The sequence below is a fragment of the Nocardia sp. NPDC051756 genome, from assembly GCF_040681495.1.
Classification (GTDB): Bacteria; Actinomycetota; Actinomycetes; order Mycobacteriales; family Mycobacteriaceae; genus Nocardia.
Genome location: NZ_JBFAYV010000001.1, coordinates 757930 through 778936, shown reverse-complemented (window position 1 = coordinate 778936; position 21007 = coordinate 757930). Strand labels below are relative to the sequence as shown.

General features: G+C 64.1%; 21 protein-coding genes and 1 pseudogene. 9 read left to right on the top strand and 13 right to left on the bottom strand.

The genetic code is table 11. The annotated features are described in order from the left end of the window. Window positions 1-8: 8 nt before the first annotated feature. A complete protein-coding gene (locus AB0M22_RS03785) occupies window positions 9-860 on the bottom strand; it encodes an inositol monophosphatase family protein (RefSeq protein WP_364720635.1) in 852 nt (283 codons plus the stop codon). Between the two features lie 703 nt (window positions 861-1563). After that, the gene (locus AB0M22_RS03780; protein ID WP_364720633.1) at window positions 1564-2226 is read right to left on the bottom strand and encodes a papain-like cysteine protease family protein; all 663 of its coding nucleotides are present in this window, start codon (window positions 2224-2226) and stop codon (window positions 1564-1566) included. A gap of 258 nt (window positions 2227-2484) precedes the next feature. Between AB0M22_RS03780 and AB0M22_RS03775 the strand changes: the two genes are divergently transcribed. Beyond that, window positions 2485-3345, top strand: a complete 861-nt coding sequence (locus AB0M22_RS03775; protein ID WP_364720630.1) for a C1 family peptidase — start codon at window positions 2485-2487, stop codon at window positions 3343-3345. A 393-nt stretch (window positions 3346-3738) separates the two neighbouring features. Further along, on the top strand, window positions 3739-5709 hold the full coding sequence (locus AB0M22_RS03770) for a glycosyl hydrolase family 18 protein (protein WP_364720628.1): 1971 nt from the start codon (window positions 3739-3741) through the stop codon (window positions 5707-5709). 52 nt (window positions 5710-5761) lie between these two features. Here the strand turns inward: AB0M22_RS03770 and AB0M22_RS03765 are convergent, their stop codons facing one another. After that, the gene (locus AB0M22_RS03765; protein WP_364720625.1) at window positions 5762-7177 is read right to left on the bottom strand and encodes a serine/threonine-protein kinase; all 1416 of its coding nucleotides are present in this window, start codon (window positions 7175-7177) and stop codon (window positions 5762-5764) included. An 88-nt stretch (window positions 7178-7265) separates the two neighbouring features. Beyond that, complete coding sequence (locus tag AB0M22_RS03760) at window positions 7266-7850, bottom strand: helix-turn-helix domain-containing protein (protein WP_364720623.1); 585 nt, start codon at window positions 7848-7850, stop codon at window positions 7266-7268. An 83-nt stretch (window positions 7851-7933) separates the two neighbouring features. On the opposite strand from AB0M22_RS03760, the gene AB0M22_RS03755 reads away from it, so the two are divergent. Both AB0M22_RS03755 and AB0M22_RS03750 read left to right on the top strand, forming a co-directional pair. Then, entirely contained in the window at window positions 7934-9097 is a 1164-nt protein-coding gene (locus tag AB0M22_RS03755) for an NAD(P)/FAD-dependent oxidoreductase (protein WP_364720619.1), read from the top strand. Between the two features lie 123 nt (window positions 9098-9220). Next, entirely contained in the window at window positions 9221-10177 is a 957-nt protein-coding gene (locus tag AB0M22_RS03750) for an alpha/beta hydrolase (RefSeq protein WP_364720617.1), read from the top strand. 55 nt (window positions 10178-10232) lie between these two features. Here the strand turns inward: AB0M22_RS03750 and AB0M22_RS03745 are convergent, their stop codons facing one another. The 3 genes from AB0M22_RS03745 to AB0M22_RS03735 all read right to left on the bottom strand — a co-directional run bounded on the left by AB0M22_RS03745 (window position 10233) and on the right by AB0M22_RS03735 (window position 12054). Further along, complete coding sequence (locus AB0M22_RS03745) at window positions 10233-10523, bottom strand: hypothetical protein (RefSeq protein ID WP_364720614.1); 291 nt, start codon at window positions 10521-10523, stop codon at window positions 10233-10235. 246 nt (window positions 10524-10769) lie between these two features. Beyond that, window positions 10770-11054, bottom strand: a complete 285-nt coding sequence (locus tag AB0M22_RS03740; protein ID WP_364720612.1) for a hypothetical protein — start codon at window positions 11052-11054, stop codon at window positions 10770-10772. A gap of 262 nt (window positions 11055-11316) precedes the next feature. After that, window positions 11317-12054 (bottom strand): MerR family transcriptional regulator, encoded by a 738-nt coding sequence (locus AB0M22_RS03735; protein ID WP_364720610.1) that lies wholly within the window; start codon window positions 12052-12054, stop codon window positions 11317-11319. A gap of 62 nt (window positions 12055-12116) precedes the next feature. Between AB0M22_RS03735 and AB0M22_RS03730 the strand changes: the two genes are divergently transcribed. From AB0M22_RS03730 to AB0M22_RS03715, 4 genes are all read left to right on the top strand, one after another. Continuing rightward, window positions 12117-12590, top strand: coding sequence for a DUF6194 family protein (locus AB0M22_RS03730; RefSeq protein ID WP_364720608.1), 474 nt, complete (start codon window positions 12117-12119; stop codon window positions 12588-12590). 265 nt (window positions 12591-12855) lie between these two features. Then, window positions 12856-13506 carry a hypothetical protein gene (locus AB0M22_RS03725; protein ID WP_364720605.1) on the top strand — a complete coding sequence of 217 codons (651 nt, stop codon included), beginning with the start codon at window positions 12856-12858 and terminating at the stop codon, window positions 13504-13506. A gap of 188 nt (window positions 13507-13694) precedes the next feature. Then, window positions 13695-13988 carry a hypothetical protein gene (locus tag AB0M22_RS03720; protein WP_364720603.1) on the top strand — a complete coding sequence of 98 codons (294 nt, stop codon included), beginning with the start codon at window positions 13695-13697 and terminating at the stop codon, window positions 13986-13988. Between the two features lie 7 nt (window positions 13989-13995). Continuing rightward, window positions 13996-14655, top strand: a complete 660-nt coding sequence (locus AB0M22_RS03715; RefSeq protein WP_364720601.1) for a nucleotidyl transferase AbiEii/AbiGii toxin family protein — start codon at window positions 13996-13998, stop codon at window positions 14653-14655. A gap of 364 nt (window positions 14656-15019) precedes the next feature. Here AB0M22_RS03715 and AB0M22_RS03710 read toward each other — a convergent pair whose 3' ends face one another. The 5 genes and pseudogenes from AB0M22_RS03710 to AB0M22_RS03690 form a co-directional block, all read right to left on the bottom strand. After that, on the bottom strand, window positions 15020-15310 hold the full coding sequence (locus tag AB0M22_RS03710) for an Rv3235 family protein (RefSeq protein ID WP_364721644.1): 291 nt from the start codon (window positions 15308-15310) through the stop codon (window positions 15020-15022). Window positions 15311-15345: 35 nt separating this feature from the next. After that, window positions 15346-15786, bottom strand: a pseudogene (locus tag AB0M22_RS03705) (hypothetical protein); the annotation flags it as partial. Window positions 15787-15920: 134 nt separating this feature from the next. After that, window positions 15921-17111 (bottom strand): Fic family protein, encoded by a 1191-nt coding sequence (locus AB0M22_RS03700; RefSeq protein ID WP_364720599.1) that lies wholly within the window; start codon window positions 17109-17111, stop codon window positions 15921-15923. A 118-nt stretch (window positions 17112-17229) separates the two neighbouring features. Further along, a complete protein-coding gene (locus AB0M22_RS03695; RefSeq protein ID WP_364720596.1) occupies window positions 17230-17967 on the bottom strand; it encodes a hypothetical protein in 738 nt (245 codons plus the stop codon). A 286-nt stretch (window positions 17968-18253) separates the two neighbouring features. Beyond that, window positions 18254-18718, bottom strand: coding sequence for an Rv3235 family protein (locus AB0M22_RS03690; RefSeq protein WP_364720593.1), 465 nt, complete (start codon window positions 18716-18718; stop codon window positions 18254-18256). Between the two features lie 500 nt (window positions 18719-19218). Here AB0M22_RS03690 and AB0M22_RS03685 point away from each other — a divergent pair, with 500 nt between their 5' ends. Further along, entirely contained in the window at window positions 19219-20019 is an 801-nt protein-coding gene (locus tag AB0M22_RS03685) for an SAM-dependent methyltransferase (protein WP_364720590.1), read from the top strand. A gap of 45 nt (window positions 20020-20064) precedes the next feature. Here AB0M22_RS03685 and AB0M22_RS03680 read toward each other — a convergent pair whose 3' ends face one another. Then, window positions 20065-20961, bottom strand: coding sequence for a helix-turn-helix transcriptional regulator (locus AB0M22_RS03680; protein ID WP_364720588.1), 897 nt, complete (start codon window positions 20959-20961; stop codon window positions 20065-20067). Window positions 20962-21007: the final 46 nt, after the last annotated feature.

Sequence of the window (21007 nt, the reverse complement as noted above, 5' to 3'; positions counted from 1 at the left end):
ATTCGACATCAACCACTCCGGGACTCGGCGAGCAACTCGACGAACCACCGCACGCAGTCCGGGTCGCCTGCAATCGTTTCGGGGAAAATGGGCTCGCGTTGGTTCAGGAACTCCTGGGCGAGCGGCAGCGGGGAGATCCCGCGGCCGTCGGTGGCTGTGCGGCCCATCGCTGCCGTCAGGCCGATGCCTGCGGCGCCGTCCCAGACTTTCTGATTCGGCCGGTAGAACAGGTCGAACTGGGATTCCGGCGCCTGCGTCCAGGCGGACAGGTCGATACAGGTTCTGACCATGTCGAGGGTTTGGGATGTGGTGCGGGTCTTCATGAGGCAACCGGCGTCGGCGAGATCGATTTCGAACTTCCGGGCGGTGGAGTTCTTGCTGCGCGTCACTGACGCGCGTCTCGGTGACGTTGTCGGGCTGATTGGCTCCGCCGTATGCCCGTTCACCGTGACTTCTCCCGACCAGTGAATCGTTATCGGTGAGCGATCGACACCCAATTCGGGAGCAAGGACGTACGCCGCGCTCGGTACACCATGTTCGAGAAGGCATACGACACTACAGAATTCGCGTCCGCTGGCGGTGACGAACTCGCTCGTGCCGTCGATCGGATCGATGATCCAGGTCGGCTCACCGGAGCCGGGCAACTCCGCTTCGTCTTCTTCGGCAACGAATCGCGACCCGGGGAAATGCCGCCCGATGGTTTCGATGATGGCCGTCTGGGTGGCCAGGTCCGCCTCGGACAGCAGCGTGTTGTCGGCCTTCGTGTCGACCTGTAGCGACGCGAGGTTGCGGCGGTATCGGCGGAGCAACGGCAGCAGCTGCTCGTCCAGTGCCTCCCACAACGATCCGACGTCCCGCAACGCACCCTCCCCGCACAGTGTTGTCCGTCGAGCGTAGCGGCTGTGCGCGTCGCTGAGGGCGTAACCTGCGGGTTCCGCTCAGATGTCCGGCACCCGATCGCTCGTCTGCCTCATCGCGATGTCAGCCAATCTTTGAACTGGTTCGTGTCGAACTGTTTGCCGGTCAGGTCGGGGTGGGTGCTGGAGGAGATTGTGGTGACTTGGGTTTGGGTCCAGGCGAACCAGGTGTGGGTGGGGTAGTCGAGGAGGAGGCGGGCGTTGGTGGGGAGGGATTGGGCGGATTGGGATTCTTCGGTTCCGGTGGCTATCGCTTGGGGGGTGTGGGGTGGGGTTGGGGTTAGTTGGATTGTGTCGGGGGTGGGTCGGGGGGTGATTGTCGCTGGTATGGCGATGTAGGACGGGGCGCCGGCGGTTTGTAGGGAGGATTGGGGATCGGTCGCGAACTTTGGATTGGTTGCGTAGACCAGTATTTGGGTGCCCATGCGGCGGAGGGGGTGGGGGTTATCGGTGGTGAGGGGTGGGTGCTGGGATCCGAGGAACGAGGCGGCTAGTCGAGTTGCCTCGGGAGAATCCAGGACTCGATCGATCGTTTCGGTATCCGGGGTGGGGGCCCAGTTGAGGTCGGCGCTTGCCGGGGTGTGGGGCGCGGCGCAGCCTGGGATTGTCAGTGCGGCGGCGAGCAGGAGGGCGGCTGCGGGGCGGCTCATTTCTTTTTCGATATTCCGTAATCTTCGCCGAACCAAGCCCATTCGGGGTTTTGGGTATATGACGTGAGGGTCTGGGTGACGATTCGTTGTGCCGCCGGCCAGGGATCTCCGTAGGTGACGGTGCCGTTGTCTGCGTCGTAGCCATACATGACTTGGGCGTGCCCGCCGCCGGCGGTCCAGGCTATTCCGGTGAGGATGGGGCGGTTTGCCGAGATCTCGGCGGCGATTTTGGTCATGGAGAACGGGGAGCCGACCGATGCGTTGAAGCCGATCTTCTTGAATGCGGCGGCGATCTCTTCGAGCGACGCACTCTCGTTCGGGCACTGTTTACCCTGCGCGGTTGCGTGCACGAGTTTGCAGTAGTCGGCCTGCGCGATTCGGTGGCCGAGGTAGGTGGATATCGCGGCGCCGTCGGCCGCCCAGCACCATTGATTCCACTCCTGCACCTGTTGCGCGTACGGAAGCGTTTTCGAACCGGTGGCGGTAACCCGCGGTTCGATGACGCCGGGTAACCCGGTGGTGACCTTCAGTCCGGTCGGACGCGCGGTGAAATCCGTTCCAGGAGAGGGCGGTTCGGCAACGGACGCACCGTGGCCGAACGAAAGGAGCACCACTGTCGCGGCAATTGTCCAAGCATGAAGTTTTCTTCGCGGCAGCACTAGGACACCCTCTTTCGGGTCGCTGAATTTCAGGAAAAACTACGCCGCGACTTCCGACGGCAGCAAGTGGGGAACGTCCCCAATCCGAAACACGATAACAACACCCAATGCTGTTGCCGCACTGATGTTTTGCGAGGAGCATTCGCAAGGTGGCAACGGAGAGCCCGAGCTGTTCAACAGTTCAACAATTTCGGCTACCGGTGCGCATCGGGCAACTGCCCTAAATCGACAAAACGGACAAATCAACCAGGAGTTGTCATGCGTTATTCAATACTGCCTGCCGCAGTGGCATTCGCGGTCGGCATCGGACTCGTCTCGGTGGGAATCGCACAAGCGGATCCGCCCACCGCGGGCCCCGAACTCAAGCACCATTCCTTCGGCTTCGATGTGCAAGCGGCAAAGGCCAATCAGGACAAAGACACCAGCACCGGTTTCGCGCTGCCGGTCCGGGTCGGCTCGGCCGTCGCGCCGCCGTCCTATTCGCTCAAGCAGTTCGCGGCGCCGGCGGGCGACCAGGGTCCGGTCGGGTCGTGCGTGGCCTGGGCGACCGGTTACACCGGCTACGGCGTGCTGATGAACGAGCAGGGGATCACCGGCGGTCCGATGGCCCCGATGTACATCTACGCGCAGATCGCGAAGGGCAACGACCAGGGCACCTGGGCGGGTGTCGCGCTGCCGATGGAGCGCAGCCAGGGCATCGACACCAAATCCCACTACTGGCAGGGCGATTTCGACTACACCACCCAGCCCGATGCGTCGGAGCGCGCGAATGCCGCGCACTACAAGCTTTCCGGCGCACAGGATCTGGATTCCGGCGATCGCGTGACCAACATCAAGAATGCGATCTCGGCCGGGCTGCCGGTCCCGATCGGATTCGAGGTCAGGCAGAGTTTCATGAACCTGAGCAAGAGCAACTCCCGCTACAACCCGTCGCGCAACGAGCGCACGGTCGGCGGCCATGAGGTGACGATCGTCGGATACGACCAGAATGGCGTCACCATCCAGAATTCCTGGGGAGCGAGTTGGGGTGACAGCGGATTCTTCACCGCGCCGTGGTCCTTCATCACCGGCGGCGACGTCGATGAAATTCACTCGATGGGACGACTTGTCACCGGATGATCGATCACGTCATGAGTAGTGCGAAGTCCTGATTCCTGCCGACTGTACCGCCGGCAGGAACCAGGCGTTTTCCGCCGATTGCACCTCGTGCAATCCGCTCCGCGTCTACCCCTCCGGAACTGGGGAAACAACCCGTTGACCAGCCGAATTCCCCACTCTCATACTGGGGATCCGGACGACGCCGAACATGTCATGATTCAAACGGTTGGCCGGACTCGGCGGCACCCCCATCGGCCGGGTCAACCACCAGCACAATATATTTCGGTTCTCGTTCGCCTACGATCTTCGGGCCATCGCCGCGCGCACACAGAAATGTCGCGGTGAACGATTCGCTGACCTTTATGCGATTCCGTTCATCGGGGACCGATCCAACGTCCCCATAGGGAGGACCCCATGCGAACGGCGAAATCTACCGGGCTCGTCGCAATGGTCGCGAGTCTATTGATCGGCATAGCCGCGGTGTTGGTGGGATTCACCAACGCACCGGCCCAGACCGCGGCCGCGGCGCCCCCGACCTCCGGCGGTGTCAAAATCGGCTACTACAACCAATGGTCGGTCTACGACAACGCCTTCTACCTCAAGAACGTCGACACCTCGGGCATGGCAGGCAAGCTCGACTACATGATGTACGCGTTCGCGAACATCCACCCCACCGACCTGACCTGCTTCGAGGCGAACAAGGCGGCCAGCCAGGACGAGAACAACCCGAATGCCGGTGACGGCGCGGGTGATTCGTTCGCCGACTACGGCAAGTCGTTCGGCGCGGGGATCAGCGTCGACGGCACCGCGGACGCCTGGAACGACCCGATCGTCGGCAACTTCAAGCAGATCAAGCAGCTCAAGGCCAAGCACCCGAACCTGAAGGTGCTCTTGTCGATCGGCGGCTGGACCTACTCGAAGTTCTTCTCCGACATCTCCGCGACCGATGCCGCGCGCAAGAAGTTCGCGTCCTCCTGCATCGACATGTTCATCAAGGGCAACCTGCCGAAGGCCGACGGTTACGGCGGCCCCGGCACCGGTAAGGGCGTGTTCGACGGCCTCGATCTGGACTGGGAGTATCCCGGTGGCGGCGGCCATCTCGGCAACCATGCCTCACCGGCCGACCGGGCCAACTTCACCTTGCTGACCGCCGAGTTGCGCAAGCAGCTGGACGCGCAGGGCCTGGTGGACAACAAGCGTTACTCGCTGACCGCGGCCGTGGCGGCGGGGCAGGACAAGATCCGCAACTACGAGACCGACAAACTCGGCAACTACCTCGACCTCGTCAATGTCATGACCTACGACATGCACGGCGCATGGGATGCCAAGGGCCCGACCAACTTCCAGGATCCGATCTACAGCAGGCCGGACGACCCGATGAACCCGGTCCCGCCGGGCAACGCGAAATACAACATCGATGAGGCGATCACCGCGTGGACCACGGGTGACAGTTCCTACGGCATCCCCGGTGGCTTCCCGCCGACCAAACTGACCATCGGCTACCCGTTCTACTACCGCGGCTGGACGGGCGTGCAGCCCGGCAACAAGAATGGGCTGTTCCAACCCGCGACCGGTCCGGCGCCGGGCGGACCGTCCTCCGGCAACGTCCCTGGCATCCGGATGTACAAGGAGTTGGCCGGCGTCGTCGACAATCCGTCCCGCACGTTCTACGACCCGGTAGCGCAGGCCGCCTACTTCTACGACGGCACCAACTTCTGGGGCGGCGACTCGCTGCAATCCATCCAGGCCAAGTCGGATTACCTGCACTGCAAGGGACTCGGCGGCGCGATGATGTACTCGCTGGAGAACCTGGACGCGGCGTCGACGCTGTTCAACCAGGTGGTCAAGACCGTCAACGGCAGCGCTTCCACCTGCACGCCGCCGACGACCACACCGACGACTCCGCCGACCTCCACGACTACGACCACGACGACCACCACCACGTCTGTTCCGCCGACCACCACAACCACCACGCCGCCCACCGGAAACGGTGTGGTCAACGGTGATTTCGAAGGCGGTTCACTGGCCCCGTGGTCCTGCGCGGGCAACCTCGGCACGCTCGTCACCAGCCCGGTGCACGGCGGCAAGAACGCCCTCACCGCGGCGGCGAGCAGCGGCGACACTGCTCAGTGCACGCAGCAGATAACGGTCGAGCCGAATCACGCGTACACGTTGTCGGCGTGGGTGAACGGCAACTACGTCTACCTCGGCGTCACCGGTTCGGGCACCACTGACACGTCCACCTGGACTCCGGGTACCGGCGGTGCGTACCAACAACTTTCGACCAAGTTCACCACCGGTGCCTCGACCACGAAGGTCACCGTATGGGTGCACGGTTGGTACGGCCAAGGGTCGTACAGCGTGGATGACATCACGCTGAAGTAGAAAGCTGGAATGTGAAGGTGGGCTTCGTTTTACGAGGCCCACCTTTGCTCTGTCACAGCTCGCTGTCGTCCCGGTACGCGAGCCATCGCGTGGTCGAATGCGACGTCGCGCACCACAGGGCGATGAGTGAAAACACCGGCACCGAGCCGAAGATCGCCAGGCTGGTGTAGTCGCGGTCGATGAGCACCGCGCCGACGGCGGCCAAGCCGGCGAGTGTGACGATCGCGGAACCGATTGCGACCGCCAGCCTTCCGCCGCGTTTTCGCAGCATGAGTGCCAAAGATCCGCCGATGAGCAATGCCGCGAGTGCGGTGACAACGGCTGCTATCGCGATCATTTCGGTGGCCGCGTCGGTGCCATGTCCCCTGATCAACTCGATCACTGCGCCGACCGCGGGCACCTCGGCGATCAGTCCGAACAGCAAGGCGAGGACGGCGGCGGTTTTGGCGGCACGGCCCGATGGGCGGGGCGGATCGGCTACCGGTGACATCTGCCACGGATACACCGATGCCGGATCCGAGTGTTGATTCAGCATTGTCGGCGCGGTACGCCGTCGCGGATCGCTGTCGACCGCAGGTGACGGAGTCGGCTCGGGTCGCGTGTTCAGCACGGTCGGTGCCGTCCGGTACCCCGCGACGGCAGGCCTGCCGAACAGCGCATCCTTCGCCGCCTCCGCGAATTCGCTACAGCTGGCGAACCTTTCGTGTCGCTGCTTGGCCATCGCGCGGCCGATGACGTCGTCGAGCGGCGCCGGCAGGTCGGGGCGTCGATCGCTGAGCCGTGGGACCGGTTTGGTGATGTGCCCGGCGACTATCTGCCCTGGATTCGTTGCGGGGTAAGGGGTTTGCCCTGCCAGCAGAGTGAAAAGCGTGCAGGCCAGCGAATATTGGTCGGCGCGGTGATCCACCTGTTCGCCGGACAGTTGTTCCGGCGACGCGTAAGCGAGTGTGGCGGTGAATGTTCCGGTGGCGGTCAGCTTGGTGTCGGCATCGAGCAATCGGGCGATACCGAAATCGGTGAGGATCGCGCGCGGCCCCTGCCCGGATTTCGATTCGGTCAGCAGGATATTCGCGGGTTTGATGTCCCGATGCAGCACTCCGCGACCATGGGCGTAGTCGAGTGCGTCCGCCGTGTCGGTGACAATCTGCACGACGTGTCCCGGAGGCGCGGCACGAGGATCTAGTCGCGCGGCGTCGGTGCCGGCGATGTACTGCATGGAGATCCAGAGATGCCCATCCTGGGTGCCGCGGTCATAGACCCCGACGATTCCCGGATGATCCAGGCGCGCAACAACATTGGCTTCCAATTCGAAGCGCCGCCGCAATTCCTCGTCTTCGGACACCGCGCGGTGCAGCAGCTTGAGCGCGACCAGTCGCGGCAAACGCGGATGCCGGGCCCGATAGACGGTGCCCATCCCGCCCTGCCCGAGCACACCCTCGACGAGATAACCGGCGAACGAGTCCCCCACCCCAAGCACCACGCCCCCTTCCCATCGAGCATTCGGATCGAGGCAGCATAACCCGTGTCCGATTCGGGGCGGCCGATCTGTTCGTGAACTATCCGGAACGAGTTGTGTTCCAACCATTTTCGAGGAGATCGAAGATGTCTTCCGCGGCACGTTCGGGGTCGGGGTGACGTTCGATGAGATCGCTGGCGTCCAGGGCGAAACGGGCCAGAGCGGCGCAGGCGGGGTCGTCGGCAGGGGCGCCGACGGCTACGGCGATGGCGGTGGCCAGGGCGGTTTCGTGGCGGAGCCACATGCGGCGGGCGTAGTCGCGCAGGACGGGGGTCTCGGCGATCATCTGGACGAATGCGGCGGTTTGACCCGCCGCTGCCTGCACTTTCGCGACCCGCGACAGGATGTGGTCGCGCAGGGCCTGCGGGATGGACCGGCCGGGCGCGCGGTCGCGGATCGCGGCGACGAGGGCCGCCTCCAGATCGTCGTCCAGGTCGAAGACCAGGGCTTCTTTACTGGGGAAATGCTTGAAGAGGGTGGTCACCGAGACGTCGGCGGCATCGGCGACGTCCTTGACCCCGACTCGGTCGTAGCCGTGCTCGAGGAACAGGCGCAGCGCGGCATCGGCCAGCGACTTGCGGGTCTGGGCCTTCTTGCGCTCGCGGCGCCCGATCGGTTCGTCCACGCCGCCCAGACTACCAATGAAGGTCTAGTCACTATGAAAGTTTAGTGATTGCACTTTTTTAGTGAGTTAGGTTTCATGGAGGCATGAGCTTCTCTTCAGATCCCCGCATCGCGGTCGTCGGCGCCGGCCTCGGCGGACTTGCTTGCGCCCGCGGACTTCAACTGCACGGTCGCGCGGTCACCGTGTTCGAACAAGAGCACTCCCCTGGCGCTCGTAGCCAGGGTGGGACGCTCGACCTGCACGCCGACACGGGTCAGGTCGCTCTTCGGGCGGCCGGGTTGTTCGACGCGTTCCGCGAGCTGGCGCGTCCCGAAGGCCAGGAGATGCGTGCCCTCGATCCCGTTACCGCCAAACTCCTGCGTCACGAACAGCCTTCTACCGGTGAGGATTACGCGCCGGAGATCGACCGAGGTCAATTGCGCGGCCTGTTCCTCGAATCGCTCGCTCCCGGGACCGTCCGCTGGGGGCAAGCCGTCGAGTCGGTCCTCGATGACACGACACTGCGGTTTCGCGATGGCACCACCCAGGAGTTCGATCTCGTCATCGGCGCGGATGGTGCCTGGTCACGGGTCCGGCCGACCCTGTCCACCGCCACCCCGACGCATACCGGCAGCACCCTCGTCGAAACCTTCCTCGACGACGTCGACACCCGCCACCCCGCGCTGGCGCAACTGGTCGGCGACGGCACCGTCATCGCCAAGTCCGGTCCCACGATGCTGTCGGCGCAACGCAACAGCGGCGGCCACATCCGCGTCTATGCCGGGCTGGAGGTTCCGCACGACTGGTACCGCACCGCGGGTCTGGAACTGGACGACACCGCGGCCGTCCGCGCATACCTGCTGACCGTGTTCGATGGTTGGCACGACAGCTTGCTCGACCTATTCCGTTGCAGTGACGGCGGATTCGTCAACCGTCCGCTGTTCATCCTCCCGGTCGGACACACCTGGGACCACCTCCCCGGCCGCACCCTGCTCGGCGACGCCGCCCACCTGATGCCCCCGTTCGGCATCGGCGCGAACCTCGCCATGCTCGATGGCACCGACCTGGCCGCCGCCATCGCCACCCACCCCACCCTCGACGAAGCGGTCCGCGCGTACGAATCCGTCATGCTGCCCCGCTCCACCGCGGCCGCCCTGGCCTGCGCCGACCTGGACCGGATCTTCGCCTCGGGCGAGCCGATCGATGTCGACGGAGTACGCAGATACCTCAACGAGCGACTCCTGCAACCCCAGGTCGATCGCTCGTGACCCCACCTTGGGTGGGGATCTGCTCCACCTGGGAGGTCCGGGCTCAGCACTCGGGGGCCTGATATCGGCGGCGGCTGCGGCGCACAGTTGTAGCTGTCACCACCAGCGAATCCGGAGCCTCCGATGCCGAACTCGAGCACCATCGTCACCTCGGCCGAACGCCGTGCCACGGTTTCGACCGAAGACGGTGTGGCGCTTGCGGTTCGCGAATACGGACCGCGGAACGCGGAGCTGACTGTTGTTCTCCTGCACGGACATTGCTTGCGCACCGAGTCCTGGACCTACGTTCGCGACGCACTGCTTCGTCAGTACGCCGGGGCCCGGGTGGTCTGTTACGACCATCGGGGTCATGGTGATTCGGCCGCGGCGTCTCGGCGGACCTACCACCTCGAGCAGCTCGGCCACGACCTGCGTGACGTGCTCGATGCGGTCGCCCCTACCGGTCCGGTCATCCTCGTCGGCCATTCGATGGGCGGCATGGCCGTGCTCACCTACGTCAGCCAGCGTCCACACGAAATCGGTTCGCGCATAGTCGGTGTCGGACTCATCGCGACGGCGGCGAGCGGGCTGGCCGACGCGGGGTTCGGCCGGCTGCTGCGTAACCCGGTGGTTTCGGTGTTCCAGTCGGCGGTCCGGCGGGCTCCGGTGCTCATGCAGCACGCGAAGCTGTTGGCCTGCAAGGTTTTCGCGCCGATCATCCGGATGGCGGAGTTCGGCGATCGCCAGGTCAGTCCGCGGGTGCTCGCGCTGGCCAACGCGATGCACAACGAGACGCCCATCGTGACCATGGCGAGCTTCCTGAGCGGCTTCATGGGCTACGACCAGACCGACGCGCTCGCGGTGCTCTCGAAGATCCCGACGTTGGTGCTGTGCGGTTCCGCCGATCTGATGACGCCGGCGTCGCATTCCGTCGCGATGGCGGCCGCGGTCGAGTACGCGGACTTCGTCATGGTCGAGGGCGCAGGGCATTCGGTGATTCTGGAGCAGCCGGGGCGGGTGGCCGAGGCCGTTGCTCGCCTGCTGACGCGAGCGGGTGGGACCGGTCAGAGCCGGGTCGCGCACCTCACGCTCGTTGCTTAGAACGGACGGACGCGTGGCCACTGATGCGGCCACGCGTCCATTCGACGGTGTGGGTTTAGGAGTACTTGCCCTGCAACGCAATCACAAAGCCGCCGGCGCCGTTGGCGTCCGTTCCGGTGTCGAGGACCTTGTCGTCCAGGAACGCGGCAGCCTCCTGATCCAGGAAGATTCGCGAGCCCTCGGCGGTCAGGACCTGGTCTTGCTCGCCCGGAATGGCGGCCACTTCGAGCTGTAGCGTCTCGGCGCCGTCCGCGGTGGAGATGCGTAGGCCGGCCTCATCCGGTGCGCCTTCCGCGGACGTGATGTTGCGAACGACCTCGATGGCGGTGGGGGTGAGCATCAGCATGTATTCGTTTCCTTCCCGCTGTCGTTGCGGTCCGCCAAGTACTGGCGAACTGCGGTTCCGCCGACCAGCCGTCTGCACGATATCTGCGCCGACGGCCAGTATCGGCGTTCTCCAAGGGGTAGCCACATGCTGGTTCGCGAAACTACTTTTCTCGGCGCGGTACCTGTTCGACCTGGTCAGAGACCGATTGTGACCCTTGCCGCACTCGTTCAGCTAGCGGTCAGCGGCCGGACCTGGTAATAGGCGTTACGCGGAGCGGTTGCCGGAGCTACCCAGCGACTTGGCCCACTGGAACACCAGCAGCACCGGCAGGATGAACGCCTGGAAGAACATCCAGTACGAGCCGCCTTCGAAGAGGAAGGCGAGGTAGATGCCGTAGCCCACGAACAGGGTGCCGAAGACGGCGTTGAGGATTTGGCCGACGTTGCCCTGAGACTTGGCGAAGGACAAGGCCAGCATCGCCAGGCCGCTCACCAGCAGTAGGACCACGTACCACGAGAATTGTGGGTCGTTGCTGAAGTCGAGATTCACGAAATTTCCCCCATCAAAAAGTTTGTCCAACACAAAGTTCGGCGATGTCGAACGAGCCCCCCGAACCTGCGAATCGTGCCACTGCTGTTGGGTGTCCGCAAGTTGTCGGCGCGCGACGCGCCTGAATCGGTCCGAACATAGTTTGCTTTCAACACTTTTCAGCGATCTGACGACACCGACGCGACCGTGCCCGAGGTTGTCGAGTAGTAGGCGCCGTTGGTCAACGATCCGGTAGTCAGCCGGATCGGGCGAGCACTGGATCCTATTGCGCCGATTCGGTTTTCGTGATGAGCGAAACCACGGTGCGCAGTTCCGCGGCGGCGTCGAGGAGCGCGGTGGCGCGGGCGGTGAGGCCGGCGTCGCGGGCGGCGAGCGCGGAGTTCAGGTCTTCGGATCGGTGCACGCTCCGCAGGTCCGGCATCACGGCGCGTAGGTGGGCGATCGGGTAACCCGCTTTTCGGAGTTGATGGACGATTCGGGCGTCGCGTACCTGGTTCGGTGTGTAGTGCCGGGCTCCTTGTCGAGTGTGGTTGCGGTCTGGAATCACCAAACCTTCTGCGTCCCAATGCCGCAACGTCGAGGTGCGGATGCCGAGCGCGTCGGCTAGCTGGGCGATGCTCATCGCGTCGGAGCTGTGCACGTCATCGATCGGCTCGAGGGAGATCGAGGCTGCAGCCTGTTCGGCATGTCCGAGTTCGATGCGCTCGGTGTGCAGTCGCGCATGGGCCGCATCGAGTAGGGCAAGGGCTTCCGGGATCGGGCCGTTGTGGAACGTTCGGAGGATCCGCTTGGCCTCGGTCGGGCCCGCGCCCGCCGCAAGTGCTCGATAGGCGAGCGCCGAGTGCAGGTGGGTCTCCCCGTAGATCCGGTGACCCGTCGCGGTGCGCGTGGCGGGCGGCAGTACGCCGTCCCGTTCGAGATTGCGCACCTGCTGGACCGAGTAGCCCGCGCGTCGAGCGATATCGACCGTGCGCTTCACCTGCGATTTGAGATTTACCACCCGAATCTCCTCGTGACTGCATGCCAAGTCCACACAAGCACTTGAATGAGACGCTGGAACCTATGACCATAGACGAGATCATCGACTTCGTGGCCGGCCTCGACGGCGTTCTCATCCTCAGCCCGACCGCGGGGACCGAATGGCCGGAGATCAGTTGGGGCGACTCCTTCTTCTACTACTCCCCCGAGGGCGTGGTGCCCACCAAAACCCAGCCCTTCGCGACAGTCGTGACCAAGGATTATCCCGGCGAGCCGAGCTCAGACCTGAACCACCCCAACAGCTTCCGCGTCAACATCGCCGCCGGAAAAGCAGCCTTCACCGAATGGACCGGCCACACACCACGACAGCAACCCACCGACGTGGACTACCGAGTCACCGACACCGTCCTCCCCCACCCCACCTACAGCTCCGCCGGCTGGCTCGCCGTGGTCAATCCCGGCGCCCGCACCGAGACGACGACACGTGAGCTGCTCCACACGGCGTACGACCGCGCCCGTTCCCGCTACGAGCGCCATTCCGGATCGGAGTCGCACTGAATAGGACGAGTCGGCCAACCTCGCTTAGCCCGCTCAACAGCCCTCATGTGCCACAGCTAACACACAGCTAGCCTTGTTTGACGCGACTCGCCGACTTACCTTTGATGCATATCTTCATGCGGGATAGCTATCGTCAGCGGGACCGCGAGGCGTCCAGGATGTCCCGCGACATGTCCGAAAACCCGTTCTGATGCGCGGTGCCGCCGTGCCAGCAGGCCGAATCGAAGGCAGTGTGCGCATGAATGTTTCGACGAAATTCGTTGCCGTGTCAGTGTTGACGGCAGCGATCGTGGCGGGTTCGCTGAGCACGGCACAGGCCGACCCAGAGCCGGCCGGCCTGCACTACACCGCGCAGGCCCTCGGCGGCTCGATGGTCCTGTCCACCGACTCGGGCTCGCTCGACACCGCCGACGACAAGCTCGAGATCCGCGACGACAGCGGCAACCTGATGGCCGCGTTCCCACTCGGCTACTACCGGGACAACCAGCGTTGGCCGATCGCCGCCCGAATCGACGGCAACACCGCGACCCTGACGCCGAGCGTGGACCCCGCGAGCGCGACGCCGGCGCCGGGCACCACCGACCAGCTGAACGACGTCGCCCTGGACCCGATGTCCCCCGCCTTCGGCGCGGCCCTGTCCACCTTCTCCACCATCGTCGGCATCGGCACCGCACTGGGCACGATCATCGGCACCCTCGTCGGCGCCTCCCTCGGTTGCTTGCTCGGCGGCCTGCTGGTCGGCGGTGCCGCCACCATCCCCACCTTCGGCGCCCTCACCATCCCCGGCTTCCTCGGCGGCTGCATCGTCACCGCCATCCCCGGAGCCGCCCTCGGCGCAATCGTCGGCACCATCGTCTTCGGTGTCCCCGCGATCATCATCGGCGGAATCTTCCTCGGCGGAGCGCTGGCCGGTTAAGCGCGGGCGCCACTGGTCACATCGGACCACGAAGACAAGCTCTCTTGTCGACAATCAAGGTTGGCGCATTGCTACCTACTTCCGTCAGACGCCAACGGTAAGCTGACCAGGCGAGCAACACGTCGAATAGGGGAGGGAAGATGCCGGAACCGACACGCGATCAGCCGAGATACCACAAGCCTGTCGCTGTGCCCGAGGACCTGCACCTGCTCACAGGTCCAACCAGTGGCATCGTCAACCTCCCGACGCATCTCGACTGGTCCGGCCATGCCGAGTACGACCTGGACCGGCCAGGCCGAATCGTCGACCTCTACCGCACCGTGATCAACGAAGCCGCCAGCCCAACTGACCTGAACTCCTACCTCAACGAAGCAGTTCTCAAACGGCTCTGGTCCTACATGTGGCTTCCTCTGCAGATCAAGCGTGCCTGGGAAGGCCGGTTCCCCGAACTCGCGCAGCTCAGCCGGTCTGCTTCGGCGTAGGCACCCAGTGGAAGCCCGCCATCGCAAGCTCGCAGAAATCGCACTCGCAGCAGCCGGCGACCAAGGATTCGCCCTCGCTGGCGGCTATGCCATCCGCGCCCACGGTATGGGTAACCGGCCTAGTGGCGATGTCGACCTGTTCACCGACTGGCACCGCCGCGCAGATTTCCCCGGAGCCGTCAAGGCCGTCATCACCGCCCTCGAACAACACGGATATGTGGTCGCCACCACGATGAGCGGTGACACCTTCGCACGCCTACTGGTCTCCTCCTCCACCGAGCCAAACGCCACCGCGGACAAACTGGAGCTGTCGGCAGACTGGCGAGCGCATCCTCCTGTCCTGCTCGATATCGGACCAGTCCTCCACCCCGACGATGCCGTCGCGAACAAGATGTGCGCACTCTACGGGCGAGCACTTCCGCGAGATTTCCTCGACGTCGACGCTGCTATAACCAGCGACCGCTACAGCCGCAACCGGCTGCTTGACCTCGCTAAGAATTCCGACGACGGGTTCGACCCGCACATGTTCGCCGACGCATTGGGCGCGCTCAACCAGATCACCGACGACGCATTCGCCGAATACGACATCCCAGCCGAGCACATCACCGCTATGCGCGGTCGTTTCACCGATTGGCGCCGGATACTCCAGACGCCCTCAACCGAATAGATTCGCGCTCAAGGAGTTTCGGCCGATCCGCGATACCGGGATCAGGGCTGCGGACGAAGCGCCGCTGCGGCGATGGCTTCGCGCGTGTCGTTCGACTCGGTTGATGAGAGGTCGCTCGGGCGGCGGGTGAAGGCGTCGTCGTCGATAGTCGTCAAGCCCTGTTTTGTGGTGCTGCGGGATCGTAGAGCCGTTCGTAATGCTCGACAGCGCTGCCGATGCTTCGTCCCGGCCGATCAGGGCGATTCGCGAGAGGCTATCCGGCTGCCCAGCCGGTGGTGGCCTGCGTTGCAGCGGAGCGAGCGGCGGCAGGACTTTGGCGTAGCGGACGGCACACAGAGACCATTCGATGTATGCCGAATTGCGGTCACAGCACTCGGAGAGCAGTCATGCACCAGCGATCAGCGCGAGTGCGGGCAATGGGCGCGGCAAGCGCGAAATGACGGCGCCCTCGGCCGAAAGCGGCGCACAGCCCGCAGCACCACTGTTGACCATCACAACGTCGACTCGGGTCAGTACCGCGGTGCCTAACGCACGACCGGGCATGAATCCACCCCCCGACCAAGGTGCGTACCGCCGAGACCACCGACGGATCTGCCATGGCGTCGAGGTGAGCGATTGGCCGGCGGTGATCGAGTACCTCGAGGGACAATGTCATCGCAGTGGGCGCCAGCATTTCCTGAAATCGATAAGCTAGCCCTCAGCTGCCAATTGTCCGCAGGCCGCAGCGATTTCTTGGCCGCGGGTGTCGCGGACTGTGCACAGGACGCCTTGGGCGTTGACGCGGCGAACGAATTCGGCCTCAACGGGTTTCGGGCTCGCGTCCCATTTGCTGCCGGGGGTCGGGTTCAGCGGGATCACGTTGACGTGCACGCGGGAACCCAGCGCCTTGTGCAGTTTCTGGCCGAGCATGTCCGCGCGCCAGGGCTGGTCGTTGATGTCGCGGATCAGCGCGTACTCGATCGAGACTCGGCGACCGGACTTGTCGGCGTAGTAGCGGGCGGCGTCGAGGACCTCGGCGATCGGCCAGCGGTTGTTGACCGGGACCAAGGTGTCGCGGAGTTCGTCGTCGGGGGCGACCTCACCGTCACGCATCGCAGGCGACATGCTTGACCACCGACATGAGCGGCGGGAACAACGCCTCGCCGATCTTTTCACGCACCGACGCGGGCGGATCCGTCATCAGTTCCGGGACGGATCAACCCCCATAGGCACTCGTCTGAAGTCCAACACCCATTGATGAAGTCCATCAACGCTTACCGTATCGACTAAAGATGTTCGGTCGTGCGCTTGCCGATGGCTGCGCTGAGCGCGTCCAGCTCGGCCAAAACGTCTACAGCGGCCCAAATACGGTTCCGTTTGCTCTCCGACAAAACCTCGAGGACCCCCGCGTCGGTGAGTCTGGCCAGAGCACGATACGTGCTCGCATCGGTGGTGCCGACTATCCGTTGTGCGGTGTCCGCGTTGAAGATTGGCGTATCGAGCAGCGCGGCGAGCAGGGTCTCGTCCGTGGAGTTCGCGCGAGGGCGGGCAAGTTCGCGCCAGCGCGCGGGTAGTGCTGCCAGTGCACGCGCGGATTCTTGCGCTGCCTCGCTGGCATGCAGCGCACCCACACCCACGTATTCGACGAACGTGTCCACCTGCCCATCACGATAGGCATTGAGGTGGGCGAAGTATCGGCTGGTGTCAGCCAGCATGGCTGAGGCCAACGGGATAGTCACCCGACGGGTGAGGTCGCGGCGACGCAGGACGGCACTTATCAACGCGCGCCCCACGCGGCCGTTGCCGTCGGTGAACGGATGGATAGACTCGAACTGCGCGTGGGCAATCGCGGCCTGCGCCAGGATCGGTAGATCGGTGCGATTCACGAAGACGAGCAGGTCATCCATGAGCTCGGCGACCAGTTCAGGAGGCGGCGGAATGTAAGCCGCGCCGACAGGCGTGTAGTCGCTGCCACCAATCCAGTTCTGAACCTCACGCAGCTGACCTGACTCGCGCGCGGCGTAAAAGTCGGGAGCCATCAACAGACGGTGTGCTGCCAGAAGATCGTCAATCGTGATGAGCCCGGTCCCCGCGGCATCGACCATGGCGATCAGCACCTTGACCGCTGCCAGCTGCGACTGCGCCTCAACGCTGGCTTTCCCGCCGGCGACTGCTTTTCCGAACGCACGCCACCCTGCGTCAATATGTTCGATCTTCGACGAGGCGACCGATTCGCTGCGCAGCAGAAAATCGGCCAGCGGAGCCAGATGTTCGCCGAATCCGGCCTCGAGACGCGCGATCGCGATCACGGCCGCTTCGTGCGCGCGAGCCACCGGCCCGGCTGGATCGTACTCGAGGTCGCCGATGTGAGGTGGAATCGCGACTTCAATGCGGTCGAGGGTGCGGTCAGCCCTGGATCCCTGCCGTTGGCGCGGGATCCAGGCGCGTTCCTCGATGCGATGCGGTGGCCAGTTCATAAGGCGCTTTCGTGGACGAAAAGGCTACTTCGCATCCCCATAGCTTAGTTTATACACTAAAAACGCGACCATGGATTTCTTGTTGTACCTTTCGGCGCGATCTTCAGTGATTCTGCCTTCAGGGCGCTGAGCGGAGTGCGGCTCTGGCGATCGCTTCGCGGGTGTCGTTCAGCTCGGTTGGTGTGAGTTCGATCGGGCGGTGGGTGAAGGCGTTGTCTTCGATGGTGGTCAATGCTTGGCCGGCCGAGCGGGTGAGACCTTGGAGCCAGTCCGTCATGTTCAGCAAGGCTGCCGAGGCTTCGGTGCCCGCGTCGAGCAGCTGGTGCTGCTCGAAACTTTCGGAGAGGGACTGGAACGCCTTCATCACGTCTGCGGGTGGACCAGGGTCGGTCTTGGTCAGTACCTTGGCCATCCGGTTGTTCCAGTTTTCCCAGCGCCAATCGCGCCAGTGCTCGGCGATCGCATCCAGGACACTGGAATTGTTGTCGAATGCCCACCAGGCACCACACTTCTGCGCGGGGTCGAGATGGAGGCCGTACGGCGGCATGGTGGGCAAGCGGTCGGCCCGCTTCCAACCGGCGATGACGTCGACCAGCGCAGGTCCCTGCTCCAGTAAATGCACCAAATCGATAGCGGGCGTGTACAACCGGGGCTTGTCGGGGGCAACGACCGTGACAATGCATTGCGGCCAACGACCGGTGCAATAGTCGATCAGGTCCCGTTCTTGGAATTCTGCCCATTGGATAGACCAATTCGGCCAGGTTTCCCGCATCGTCTCGAAGACAGCGCAGCGAATCGCGTCTTCCTTACACGCGCTGGAGTGCCACAACAACATTCGGTTGTCGACATCGATCACTGCCGCCGCTTCGAGGTCGTAAATCCAGTTCTCGACCTCTTCCTGCGCGGTAGCGAACCGCAGTGCGCTCTGCACTCCCGGCAAAAGATCCAGGTGTAGCGCTCGAGCACCCCAGTGGGTATAGAACTTCCGTTGTGTCCCTGCGTCGATGACTACGATCTCAGCTCGCGACCCCATGCGAGCACACTAAGCGCCGAGCCACTCAATCCAGTTGCGAATGAACCTGTTCTAAGCGGGAGCATCGAGACGGCGACCGGACTGCGGTTCCATGAATTGTGAAATGCGGTCACAGCACTCGGAGGGCGGTCATGCGCCAGTGATCGGCGCGCGTACGGGCAATGTGTGCGGCGAGGGCGAAATGGCGGTGGCCTCGGTCGTACGCGGCGCACAGTTCCGCGGCGTCACTGTTGACCATCACCACGTTGACCCGGGTCAGTACTGCGGTGCCTAATGCGCGGCCGGGCACGAAACCGCCCGCGACCAAGGTGCGGATCGCCGAGACCACCGGCGGTTCTGCTATGGCGTCGAGGTGGGCGATCGGTCGGCGGTGATCGAGTACCTCGAGGGCGATTCGTAACGCTCCGTGAGCGAATTCCCTTACCTCGCTGTCCGGTTCGCCGATCGAGGGCGACCCGATGTGCCCAGCACGCAGCAGGCGACGCGGACCTGATCTTCCGGACCGCCGAGACTGCTCGTCGCGCAGTGCCGGTCGATGATCACCGGACGGCCCACTCGCAGACGGGACCGCCACCCCCGCACATTGCCGAGGAGCAGCCACTGCGGTTTCGGTACTCGGCGCTGCCGGTGGCGCCACAAAGCTATCCACGTCAAATCCCCCTCGGTTCCCGTCGCGTCCCCCGCGATCGCGACAGCATTCCACGGCCACCGAACCCTGTCCACCAACCAAGCGACCACTCTTGTATGGTCCTGCACGTTCTCACCAGTCGGGCCGAAGGTCATGAATCCCACGCCATATTCGGGCGTTCTTCCGGCTTGTGCGCTGACGCATCGCACTCCCCTCTCCGTTGGCAGCGCCGGCAGGCAAATCACGGGTTCTCAGGTACCAACGGCCGCAATCTCCCGACCGCGCGCACCGTGCATGGGATCAGACGTAACGTCAGCCTCCGAAAAGCTCGCGGCGGGCATCCAATCCCTTGCTAATGTTGTTGAGCAGCAGCATGATCGGTTGTGGACCACCAGCTGTGGTGCTCGATCGCGAACCGCTGGGCAATACGTCGAGAGAGGTAAGTTGTGGCCAATCCCGAAGTGCCGGAAGGGATCGACCTGGGCAGGCCCAGCATCGCGCGGGCCTACGACGCAGTGTTGGGCGGCAAGGACAACTACGATGTTGATCAACAAGTGGCTGATCGACTTCGGGAGACCATGCCCCAGATCGGCGAACTCGCTTGGTACAACCGGGCAATCCTCGGCCGCGGTGTGCGGTACCTGACCGGCGAGGCCGGGATCCGGCAGTTCCTGGATCTCGGTGCGGGATTGCCGACAATGGAGAACACTCACCAGGTCGCCCAGAGCGTCGACCCGCACGCACGGGTGGTCTATGTCGACATCGACCCGATCGTGTTGGCGCACGGGCGAGCTCTGTTGGCCACCAATGGACTCACCAACGTGGAAACGGCTGATCTGCGCGACTCGGAGGCGGTGCTGGGTTCGCCCCGCGTCCGGAAACTGATCGACTTCACCGAACCGGTGGCGGTGATGCTGGTGGGCATGCTGCATCACCTGCACGACGACGAGGACCCAAAGGGCATCGTCGACGCGTACATGAGTGCGGTGCCGTCGGGAAGCTACCTGTTCCTGACCCATTTCTGCGATTCGGGTCCCGAGGCCCGCGAGCTCGAAAAGACGTTTCTCACCTTCCTCGGCACCGGCCGTTTCCGCACGCACGACGAAGTTGCCGCGTTGTTCGCCGGCCTCGAGATGGTTGACCCTGGATTGGTTTACCTGCCTCAGTGGCGCCCGGACCGCATCGTCCGCGACAAGCTGACCATCGCCGAACGCCTCATGATCGGCGCAATCGCTCGCAAACCCTGACTCCGGCAGCGTTATCCGGGGCGCCACCGCGCATCGACGCCGGCGTTACGGCAGGGCGTCGAGGAGTTTGTTCAGCACGGCGGGCGTCTCTTCCGGTGGTCGGGCATAGACCGCACTCAGGACATCCATCAGCTGCCGATAGTGCTGCAGATCCGAGCTCTTGTCCAGATAGAGTGCGCCGGTGAGCTGTTCGAGGTAGACGATGTCGGGCAGCTCCGATTCGGGGAAGCGAAGCATGCTGAACGAGCCGCCTTCGGCCGGAGTCGGACCAGCCGTCTCCGGCAAGACCTGCAGCGTGATGTTCGGCCGCTCGATCAGCTCGAGGAGATGCTCCAGCTGATCGCGGGCAATTCGAGGCTCCGGAGGCTGCCTGCGCAGCACATGCTCATCGACGACCGCCCACACCGACGGTGCGTCCGGTTCGCGAGTCAAGATCCGCTGCCGTCGCATCCGCATGTCGACCAGGCGCTGCGCTTCCTGCGCCGAGTCGAGACCGAAGATGTATCGGGCGTAATCAGCGGTCTGGAAAAGGCCTGGGATGTAATGGGTTTCGTAGATCCGGATCCGCTGGGCGGCCTGCTCCAGGCCAACGTAGGTCTCGAACCAGGAGGGGAGCACATCACTGTAGCGGTGCCACCAGCCGGGCTGGTTCGCCTGCTGGGCCAGGTCCAGAAAACGCTCACGCTCGTCCAGGTCGAGCACGCCGTACAACGTGAGCAAGTCCGCCATGTCGCGTTCTTTGAACCCGGTCTGCCCCAGCTCCATACGCGTGATCTTGGTTTCGGACGCCCGCAACGCTTCACCGGCGACGCGCCGACTGATATTGCGTTCTTCACGAAGCTTGCGCAGTTGGCCGCCGAGCGCGATTCGCAAAACCGTTGGGCCCCTTGCGGCTGAGAGTTCCGCTACCGCAGGATTTGCATGTTCCGGCCTGACTGCCATCAAGTCGTCTCCGATGTTGTATCGCCGCCGATGTGCGTGGGGAGCC